This window comes from Acinetobacter rongchengensis (genome assembly GCF_003611475.1).
GTDB classification, from domain to species: Bacteria; Pseudomonadota; Gammaproteobacteria; order Pseudomonadales; family Moraxellaceae; genus Acinetobacter; species Acinetobacter rongchengensis.
Window position 1 is genome coordinate 1 of the sequence record NZ_RAXT01000072.1, and the last position, 10,191, is coordinate 10,191.

A 10,191-nucleotide genomic window follows, 5' to 3' on the forward strand; every position below is an offset into this window, starting at 1 on the left:
CCTTTAATAGCGTCTTTTTATCTTTCCGAATTTGATGAATGGCTAAAAAGAAAGAAATACAAGCATGTTAGATATGCAGATGATCTCATCTTCTTTTTGGATTCAAAAGAACAATGTGAATCCGTGTTCCTCGAAGTTGAACAACAACTAAAAAATATTCAGCTAAGCCTGCCTAGGATAGATGAAGAAAGTAAAACCCAAATTATTGCTCCGTACCAACCTGTCACATTCCTAGGGTTGGATTTATCATATGAAAACGAACAATATAACTGGTACATTCCAAGTCATATTATTGCGAACGTAGAAGATTCCCTTATAGAGTTAACCTCGATATCAAAGAATATTCAGAAAAAGCTAACTTTTTCAAAGACAATAAATCGCATGGAACAAATTGTTCTGGGTTACGCACATTGTTATAAAGACGCTGAATCCAAAAATCTCAAGGACTTTAGAAATAGGCTTTGTGATACTCAAAGCAAAGCAATAAATATGCTATTTAAAAACTTAGGAATTGATATATCCAAAGTTCAAACAGATCACAAAAGCTATCTTACGCTAGTATTCAAGACCAGACAATTCATCGATAAGTTCTACACTGGGCTGTAGTTTCCATTGCCCCTTACTCAATATACATATCTAAGCAAACTCCCCAACCAAAACTGGTTTTAGCCCTATATCATCGGGCTAAGATCAGGTAAGCATAAATTCCCCACTCCCACACTAAAACTCATTTCTCTGCTCATAGCGAAACTTGATGATCAATCTTTATACCAGTCAACCCATTTTTCAACTGTTTGAGTACAAACTTTCTGAATTAACTGCAGATGTATTATGCGATTGGCGTGATCACAATGACTTCCGTCCAACAACATCAGCTAAAGCATACAGACTTACACGAGCTTTCCTGAATTGGTGTGATGAACACGAGGATTATGAAAACTTAGTGCCTCCAAAATCATACAACTCAAAAAAAGTTAAAGATAAAGTCCCTTCCCCAAAAGCCAAGAATGATTGTTTGATGAAACAGCATCTAAAACCATGGTTTGAAGAGGTAAATAAGTTAACTAACAGAAAAATAGCGATTTTTTTGATATGTAGTTTAATCACTGGTTGCAGAAAGAATGAGCTGCTTTCATTAAAATGGACAGATGTCGATTTTCGTTGGAAAACAGCAAAAGTCAAGGATAAAATTGAAGATGAAGGTCGCCTAATTCCTCTAACTGCATATGTTGAAAGCTTATTATTAGAACTAAAGAAAAATTCTGATTCTAAATTCATATTTAGCAGTAAGGGCGCTGAATGTGGCCATATTGTTAATCCTTACGATAGCTTAGAGAAAATATGTAAAAAACTAAATATTGAACTTACTCCCCATGGATTGAGGAGATCATATAAAACGTTAGCTATTTGGGCAAAAATCAATGAAGGATCTTTAGCACAGATATCAGGTCATAAACCAAGTGCATTAGTTGAAAGGCACTACATCGTACGACCTATGGATATGCTACAAGAAACACTACAAGAATATGAGGATTGGATTTTGCAACAAGTGCGAAATGGCATTAATTGAAATACCTCGATACGGACTAATGCCAGTCAGTTAAGAAATTGACTGGTAGAGGGTGTAAATAATTCTGTGTAAATACAGTTTTAAAAATACTTGGTTAGGTAATCCTCCCATAAATAACCGAAGTTAAAAGTAGAGGTTAAGCAGCCATTAGAGGTGGCTTTCCTTTGTTAGCTTGATGTGGTCTTTCATGGTTGTAATGCCACAACCAGTTTGTTGCATAATCTTGTACTTCATCCAAAGTATCAAATAAATGCTTGCTCAGCCAACTATAACGTATGGTCCGATTATAGCGTTCAATATACGCATTCTGCTGTGGCTTACCCGGTTGAACATATTCAATACGAATACCGTGCTCAGTAGCCCAGCGCACAAATTCGTGACTGATAAATTCGGGACCATTATCGCATCGGATCACTAACGGTTTTTCTCTCCACTCCAGCAATTGATTCAACGTACGAATAACCCTGATTGTGGGCAATGAGAACCCTGCTTCAATGGCTAGGCCTTCGCGGCGGTAATCATCAATCACATTCAATAATCGAAACTTGCGACCATCGGAAAGCTGATCATGCATAAAATCTAATGACCAAACCTGATTTTCTCGGATTGGTTCTTTCAATGGTTCAGGCGCATGCCGTTTTAGTCTTCTTCTCGGTTTAATACGCAGATTCAGTGCCAACTCACAGTAAATGCGGTAAACCCGCTTGTGATTCCAGCAGCAACTCTCAACATGCCGTAAATACGAGAAGCACAAACCAAAGCCCCAATCGGAATTTTCCTCAGTGAGTTCAATGAGCTGTTCAGCAATGAGTGCATTGTCATCGCTGAGTTTGGCTTGATAGCGGTAGCAGGTTTCACTAATGCCAAATGCTTTACAAGCCAAACGAATACTAATGGCATGCTGGGCAACTGCCTGTTGTGCCATCTTACGCTGGCAAGATGACTTTACCACTTTTTTGCCATCGCTTCCTGGATGATTTCGGCCTTTAATCGCTCTTCCGCATACATCTTTTTAAGTCTGGTATTTTCGGCTTCTAGCTCTTTCAGTCGAGCCATTAATGATGTATCCATACCACCATATTTGGCACGCCATTTATAAAAGGTAGCATTACTCATGCCGTGTTCACGGCAAAGGGTCGCTACAGGTGTGCCAGATTCTGCCTGTTTCAAGATGGACATGATCTGACTGTCAGTAAATTTAGATGTTTTCATGCAGAATCTCCTGCTCGTATCTTAAGAGAAAATTCTACTTTTAGATCCTATTATTTTTAGGGGGGATTACCGTTACACGCTCTTCAAACGAGAGCGTTCAAAAATCTATGTCAGTAAATTTAACTAGATTTTAATTATATCGATCTAATCGACCTTCAAAGTAAATGGATAATTGAGTATTGTGTGAAAATTGAGACTTCTACTGACATTTTGGTAAATTTTACCTCATGTCATAGGAGTTTGAATTTTGAGTACAAAAGCCCAACGGGAAATTGCCCATAAATTAAAAGTGTTTGCTCATGCTGAACAAAATCGCAATGTTGCATTGACCTGTCGATATTTTGGTATTTCACGAAATACTTTTTATCGTTGGAAGAAGAATTATAAATCCAAAGGAGAGATACGATTAGTCAACAGTAAGCCATGTCCACAGAACCTTAAGCTACGCACGCCTGCTGAGATTGAAGATAAGATTATTTATTTACGTCAACACTATCATTTTGGACAACTACGGATCAGTTGGTATTTATGGCGTTATCACCAAATTAAAATTTCAGCAGCTGGGGCGTACCATGTTTTAAAACGGCATGGTATGAATCGATTACCCCAAAATCAGCGTAAACGTTCTATTCCTATTCCTCAACGTTATAAAAAACAAGTACCAGGGCATCACGTTCAAGTTGATGTAAAGTTTCTCTTTTTTAAAGATCAAAATGGAAAACAAGTCAAACGATATCAATATACCGCTATTGATGTGGATTTAAAAGCCAAGCTGGCCGAATGGGAGGCATTTTACAATTATGCCCGACCTCATGCAGCCATGAATGGCAAAACACCCCTATGAACGATTAAAAGAAAAGTTATGCTAAAATCTTGGTGTCAGTGGAGGTCCTAGTATTCACATATAAAAAGCACAAAAACAAATTTATTTACAGGCTCACTCAAAACTATCTTTCTCTTAAAGCCTCTTGCGCTTTATTAAATGGTTTTATTAGATAATCTAAAATCGTTTTCTCCCCTGTTTTAATATCGACTGTTGCAACCATGCCAGGAGTAATACTGAATTGTTTGCCTGCTTTATTCATCAATTTTCCTGAATCCGTTCGAATATACACTCGATAATAAAATTGATCTTGCTTAACTTCATCTCTCAATGTGTCTGGTGAAATAATTGAAACTTTTCCTTTCAACCCACCATAAATAGAATAATCATAGGCAGTGATCTTCACGAGTGCATCTTGCCCAGGATGAATAAAAGCAATATCTCGCGGTGAAATACGTGCCTCAACCAAAAGTTGTTCATCCAGAGGAACAATTGTCATCAACTTGCCATTTTGAGAAATCACTCCGCCAATAGTCATAACATCAATTTCTTTAATAATCCCTCGTACAGGTGATTTAAAAAGAGTACGATTTAAAGAGTCTGATTTACCTTTTACGACTTGTAATTGCGTTTCGATATCTGTGTTGGCTTTTGCCAACTCTTCTCGAGCTTTTACCAAATATTGATTTCTCACATCATTCATTTGATTGCGCAAATCAGTTGCTTGGCGCTTGAGCCGCAATACTTCGACCTCACTAGCTGCACCTTTCGCTACTAATGGTTCAGTCATTTGCAGCTCTTCTTCAACTAAAATAAGTGCTTGTTGTAAACCTGACAAAGATTCTTCTAGATTAGATCGTCGTGAATGATAGAGTGCTGTTTCTTCTTCAACTAAATCTCGCTCTTTAAGTACTTCACTCGGAAATTTTAAACTAGTTCCATTAACTTCTGCACGTAGTCGCGCTGCTGTTGCTTGTGATGCTAGTAGTAAGGATGCAGATTCACCAACATTTGATGCAAAGCGAGTTGGGTCAAGTTGAGCAAGTACCTGCCCTTCTTGTACGATTTGTCCTTCATGCACATAAAGCTTTGTTAAAATTCCACCTTCAAGAGACTGTACTACTTGCTCTTTAGAAGATGGAATAACTTTGCCAATTCCTGTTGAAACTTCTTCAAGTTTAAAAAGCCATGCCCAGATGAGTAATGACAAAAGACCAATACAAATAATCCAGATAAATAAGCTAGCTCTCGGTAATGCAGGTTCTAATTCTTTAGCCTTTACAGTATCACTTTTTATATATTTTCTAATCATGATGCTGTACTCGCTATATTGGTTTGAGTATTACCTAATACTTGCTCTTTAGGACCATCCATAACAATTTTTCCATCATGTACTACAATAATTCGATCCACCAACTCAAGTACTGCTCGACGATGAGTTGCAATGACCAAAGTTTTTTGTCCTAACCAGCCCTTAAGGTGCTCAATCAGCTGTTTTTCAGAAACGTCATCGATCGCGGCTGTAGGCTCATCAAGCAATAAAATATTGGGTTGGCGAAGCAATAATCGAGACAAAAGTAAAGCTTGGCGCTGACCTCCAGAAAAACCAATACCGCCTTCTAAAATTTGATGGTCTAAACCTTCTTTCTTGTCTAATACAAAGCTTAATGCGCCAGTAAGCTTTAGCACATTCAACAGATCTTGGTCAGTCGCCAAAGGTGAGCCTAATGTTAAATTTTCGCGTACAGAGCCAAAAAACAAATGTGCATTTTGATTGAGTAAGCCCATATCTCGGCGTACATCCATTGGATCAATTAACCCCAAATCCACACCGTCTAGTTTAATTTTGCCCTGCACGGGTTCCTGCATTCCAGACAGCAGTTGCAGCAATGTTGACTTCCCTGCACCATTGCGGCCTAAAATCGCAATTTTTTCGCCCGCTTTAATTTCAAGTTTGGGAATGATAAGCGTAGGTTTTGCGTCATCGTCGCTATATTTGAAGACAATATTATTAAGTTCATAATGTCCATTCAAAACAGGTCTATGAATTAAATGTGCATTTGGTGCTTGGTCAACTGGTTTCTTCATAAGCTCATCTAAACTTGTCTTAGCAACTTTAGCTTGTTGAAAACGCCCTAGAACTCCTGAAATCTGTGCAATTGGTCCAAGCATGCGCGATGATAAAATTGAACAAGCAACTAATGCACCTGTAGTCATTTCCCCTTTCATTACAGCAAAACATCCAACAAGGACGACAATCGCAAAAGTAAGCCCTTGCACTTTCTGAGTCCACGCCCCCACAATTCCAACTAATTTCCGCTGGCGCATAGAAATGTCCGCCGCAGCTTCATTCATATGATTCCATTGATTCTGAAATCGGGATTCTGCACGCAACAGCTTAATATCTTCTATGCCTTGAACAGCTTCCACCAGTGTTGCATTACGAATAGCACCTTCACGCATTCCTTCAGATGCTAATTTTGCCAATGGCTTTTGAATCAAAATTCCAGGAATAATCATTAAAGGTACAACCAAAACCATTACCCAGAACAGATTGCCACCGATCAGCCAGAAAATTGCCAAAAACAAAAAGAAGAAAGGTAAATCTGCAATCGCTGAAATGGTTGTAGAGGTGACTAATTCACGAACACCTTCCAATTCACGTATCTGAGAAATAAACGTACCTGTTGATTTGGATCGCTCTTTATTTTTAATTCTTAAGGCATGACCAAATACCTTATCTGAGATTTTTAGATCTGCACGTTTTCCGATAATGTCTGATAAATAAATACGTGCAACTCGTAAACAAAATTCAAATATTGCAGCAATGAGTACACCACCAGCCAATACCCATAAAGTTGGAACAGACTGTGCAGGAATCACTCGATCATAAACATTCATTGAAAATAGAATGGTCGCCAATGCAAGAATGTTGGCCATTAATGATGCAAACATCACATCCAAATAGCGTTTCCAGTCTTTGAGCACAATTGACCAAAACCAGCTTGGCTCATAAGGCTTTATGTATTCATCAATACGGACATCAGGAATTGATTTCTCAGGTCTTAAAATATAAACATTGTTCACATTTTCTTTTAATAACTCTAAAGTGAGTACCTGTGCTAATCCTTGATCACCACTGAACTGAATATTTGCATTCCCATTGACATCGAGTTGATTCAATACGCCAACTTGTCCATCTTGCATTTGAATTAGAAGCGGTAAACGCCACGGGTTCAAAATATCTTCACTAAATTCAGCTTTTCTTAGGTTCATCCCGATCTGACGGCTCACCAAAATCAAAATATCATCTATTGACTGATTCGGATTCCAATCAAGCTGTAAACGTAAACGCTCTTCAGATGGTTCGATACGATAATGTTTTGCAATAGCTAAAATAGCTTGAAGCCATGGCTGATAATTCATAGTTTTGCTCATGGTAAAATTTCAAACCCTTGAATAGAAATATTATTTAGTTGATAAAGTGCTCTTGAACCACCCGTAATATAAATATACTGAATGAGGGCCGCATAAATATCATATCTAGCATTTTCAATTTCCTGTGCGGCAGCATGAATTGCTTGTTCAGAGTTCAATAAATCAACCACTGTGCGTGTACCTAATTTATATTGCTCCTGATACAGCTCTTTTGTCCGTGCTGTGGTTTCTTTTCTTAAAGCCAGAACATTCATTTGCTTTTGCTTATTTTCAACCTGTACACGAATGAGTTGTATTTGATCTAAGACGTCTAAATAAACTGTGTTTACCGCCGCTTTTGCTGCTTCTTCCGCATAATTTGCAGAACGGATTTTTGCTCGAGTCGCCCCGCCTTGGAAAAAGTTACTATTCGCTTCCAACATGACAGAGCTATAAAAACCATCATCTTCATTATTATTCGGGTTTTTTCCATTCAACGCTTGATTTAAGCTACCTTTAATATTAATTGTTGGATAAGCACTCAGTTTTGTTTGCTCTTTTTGAAATTTAGCGACTTGCACTGATGCCTGAGCTACGATCATCTTAGGAATTTGAGTAAAGTTTGGGTCATTGTATAAACCCGCATTACGAATGACCGTATCTGGAATATGCATCTTCACATGAGAGACGTCATAGCCTAGTAACATTTGTAACTTTTGCTGATATTGCTTGAGTTGTGTTTCTTGTATGAGTAAATTTGATTGCGCCGCTTCTAAATTCGACTGCGCCTGGATCGGATCTGCCTGACTGCTAATACCTGCATTAGCACGTAAATTGGCAATTTCCGCAATTCGAGCAATTCCTTTGATTTGTTGATTTGCAATACGAACGATTTCTTGATAACGCTTAATATTGACCATCGCATTCGCTGTTTGATATGCAATATCATCAATACTTTCTAATGTATTTGCTTGCTCTTGCAGCAACCTCGCTTCTTCTATATTGATATCGCTTTTGATTTTTCCAAAATCATATAAAACCTGTGTCGCTGATAAACTGTAAAGCTGTCTTCCCCGTTCGCCAGTCGTTAAATCAGCTGTACTAATACCACCAGAGATTTGAGGAAAATATTGTGCCCTCGCCGCATCAATGTTTGCACCTTGACCTGCAATAGCCGCAATACTCTGCGTAATTTCTGGTCGACGCTGTAGCGCTTGATGAATTGCATCAAAAAGTGTTAGCTCAGCTTCTGAGTTAATACTTATTTTTGCCATACCTTTAGGTTGCGGTTGAATACCACTCGATTGAATTATTGGCAATGTATCTAAACCTGCCTGCTCACCCCATGAGAATTTGCTTAGTTCTTGAATACTCACTTTATTCATATCAGCAGTTGCCGGCGAAAAAAACTGTTCAATATTTTCTTTTGCTGAGCCCAAATAATGTTTTGGAGTTGCTGCATAACTCGGTGTTATTGGCATATATAGTGGAAGAAACAGCACAAGCCATATCTTTGATATTCTAAAATTCATGATTTAAGCATCTTAGTAAATTCATACCGTGGGAGTTTTTCAAATGCTGCGTCATAGCATTAAATGAGTACTGTAATTGCAGCCATTTTCATTGCAAATTTAAATCCATCTTTGTCTAAAATTAACTTAAAATAAATTCAAATTTAAAACGAATGAAGGGAGCGTTATGTTTGATATAACGCTCCTTGTGAAGGATCAATCTAAAACCAATCCGCCACTTAGCGATTAGCCAATAATAATTTGGTTATTAATTAAATCCTGTAATTCCGAAGCGGTTTTACCTTCAATAATTAACAAATCTGCCCAATCATGAGTTGTACCACTCGTTCCATTCGCAGCACCATCACGGTCAATTGAAATTACCGCCTGATCATTTTCAGCGTTGTAGTCAACTGTAATGAACTCAGATAAATTACTTTCATGAACTTCATTAGACAATAATGCTGTAATGTCAATTTGTTGATTAGAACTAACCTCAAAATTATCAATACTGTGAAATGCATTACTATCTATTGCATTATATTCAAGTACATCAAAAATCAGGTCATCAGATTGCTCTACTAAGTTTAATAATGAAGCTGTTGGGACAGTTATACCGCCATTAACTTCGATAGATTTAGAAACTCCATCTTCATGGGCTTGATCATAAACTGTGACGGTGATTGTATTCGCATCACCAGTTTTAGAATAGAAACCAACTGAAGATACAATGCTATTCCAGTTTTCTACAGATGCAGTCTGACCCTCTTTAACAGTAATGGTTAAAATTCCATCAGCATTAACAACATCAAAAATATCTGTTAATAATGCATCTTTTACATATAGCTTATCGCCTATAGTTGTATCTGCTAATGCTAAAGTCACTTTATTTAAATCATTATCAGCATCTTGTAAATTAAATTCAGAAAATAATGCAGTAGATGAAGTTGCCGATGCAGTCAAACTATCTCCGTCTGTATAATTAACTAATTTAATTGTACCAATGATAAAGTCATCAGCAGCATTGCTTGTCGTCGCCTCCACTGTGACTTTTAATTCATTTGATGTAGATAATAAAATATCATCTGGTAAGTTAACTATAAAATTGCTCCAGAACTCAGACATTTTTTCTGGATTTGCCCGATCATTAGTATTAAACAAATTCACAGCATAAGTTAACCATTGATAAGCATCATCACCAGAATAAGTTTGACCATCAATCGTAATTGATGCACCATTTAATGTAGTTACTGTCGCATATAAAGAATTCTGAATAATAGCGCTTCCTATCGACCAATCATATTCAATATTATTACCAGATACTGCTTCTGGTGTAACAATTTTTAATAAGTCTACTCCTGCAAAACTTACTGTAACTGTAACTCCATTCCCTAAAGAGTCTTCCCAACCATTATTCCAAGCCATATCTAGAAGTAATTTACTATCTTTGCTGACGGCAGAGTTCTTAACAGTTTGAGAAATAGTTGATTTACTTAATCCATTCTGATCTATATATGCTCCAGTACCATTAGGTGCATATCCCAAAGTGTTAAAATTTCCAGTCGTCTCCCAGTTTCCACCATAAGCGCCAGTATTACCTGTAATTAAATCACCATTTTCTGTTAATTCAGTATATGTATTCACACTGAAATCAAGAG

At 37.4% G+C, this 10,191-nt stretch carries 6 protein-coding genes and 2 pseudogenes; 3 read left to right on the forward strand and 5 right to left on the reverse strand.

The annotated features are described in order from the left end of the window. The coding region (locus D7V20_RS17395; RefSeq protein WP_268877903.1) for a reverse transcriptase domain-containing protein at nt 1–606 on the forward strand (606 nt) is incomplete at its 5' end. A gap of 154 nt (nt 607–760) precedes the next feature. After that, a pseudogene (locus D7V20_RS17400) lies at nt 761–1,570 on the forward strand (tyrosine-type recombinase/integrase); the annotation flags it as partial. A 136-nt stretch (nt 1,571–1,706) separates the two neighbouring features. Here the strand turns inward: D7V20_RS17400 and D7V20_RS17405 are convergent. Then, nucleotides 1,707–2,782, reverse strand: a protein-coding gene (locus tag D7V20_RS17405; RefSeq protein ID WP_120385246.1) for an IS3 family transposase whose coding sequence is annotated in 2 segments (ribosomal slippage) — nt 1,707–2,530 and nt 2,530–2,782 — 1,077 coding nt in all. Because the reading frame shifts where the segments join, the coding sequence is not laid out codon by codon here. 247 nt (nt 2,783–3,029) lie between these two features. Here D7V20_RS17405 and D7V20_RS17410 point away from each other — a divergent pair. Further along, a pseudogene (locus D7V20_RS17410) lies at nt 3,030–3,651 on the forward strand (helix-turn-helix domain-containing protein). A 78-nt stretch (nt 3,652–3,729) separates the two neighbouring features. Here D7V20_RS17410 and D7V20_RS17415 read toward each other — a convergent pair. The 4 genes from D7V20_RS17415 to D7V20_RS17430 all read right to left on the reverse strand — a co-directional run. After that, nucleotides 3,730–4,917, reverse strand: a complete 1,188-nt coding sequence (locus D7V20_RS17415; protein ID WP_005134206.1) for an HlyD family type I secretion periplasmic adaptor subunit — start codon at nt 4,915–4,917, stop codon at nt 3,730–3,732. After that, nucleotides 4,914–7,043, reverse strand: a complete 2,130-nt coding sequence (locus D7V20_RS17420) for a type I secretion system permease/ATPase (protein ID WP_120385248.1) — start codon at nt 7,041–7,043, stop codon at nt 4,914–4,916. The genes D7V20_RS17415 and D7V20_RS17420 overlap by 4 nt, the downstream gene beginning before the upstream one ends. Continuing rightward, a complete protein-coding gene (locus D7V20_RS17425) occupies nt 7,040–8,554 on the reverse strand; it encodes a TolC family outer membrane protein (protein WP_120385249.1) in 1,515 nt (504 codons plus the stop codon). Before D7V20_RS17425 ends, D7V20_RS17420 begins: the two co-directional genes overlap by 4 nt. A gap of 225 nt (nt 8,555–8,779) precedes the next feature. After that, the coding region (locus D7V20_RS17430; RefSeq protein WP_213072520.1) for a type I secretion C-terminal target domain-containing protein at nt 8,780–10,191 on the reverse strand (1,412 nt) is incomplete at its 5' end.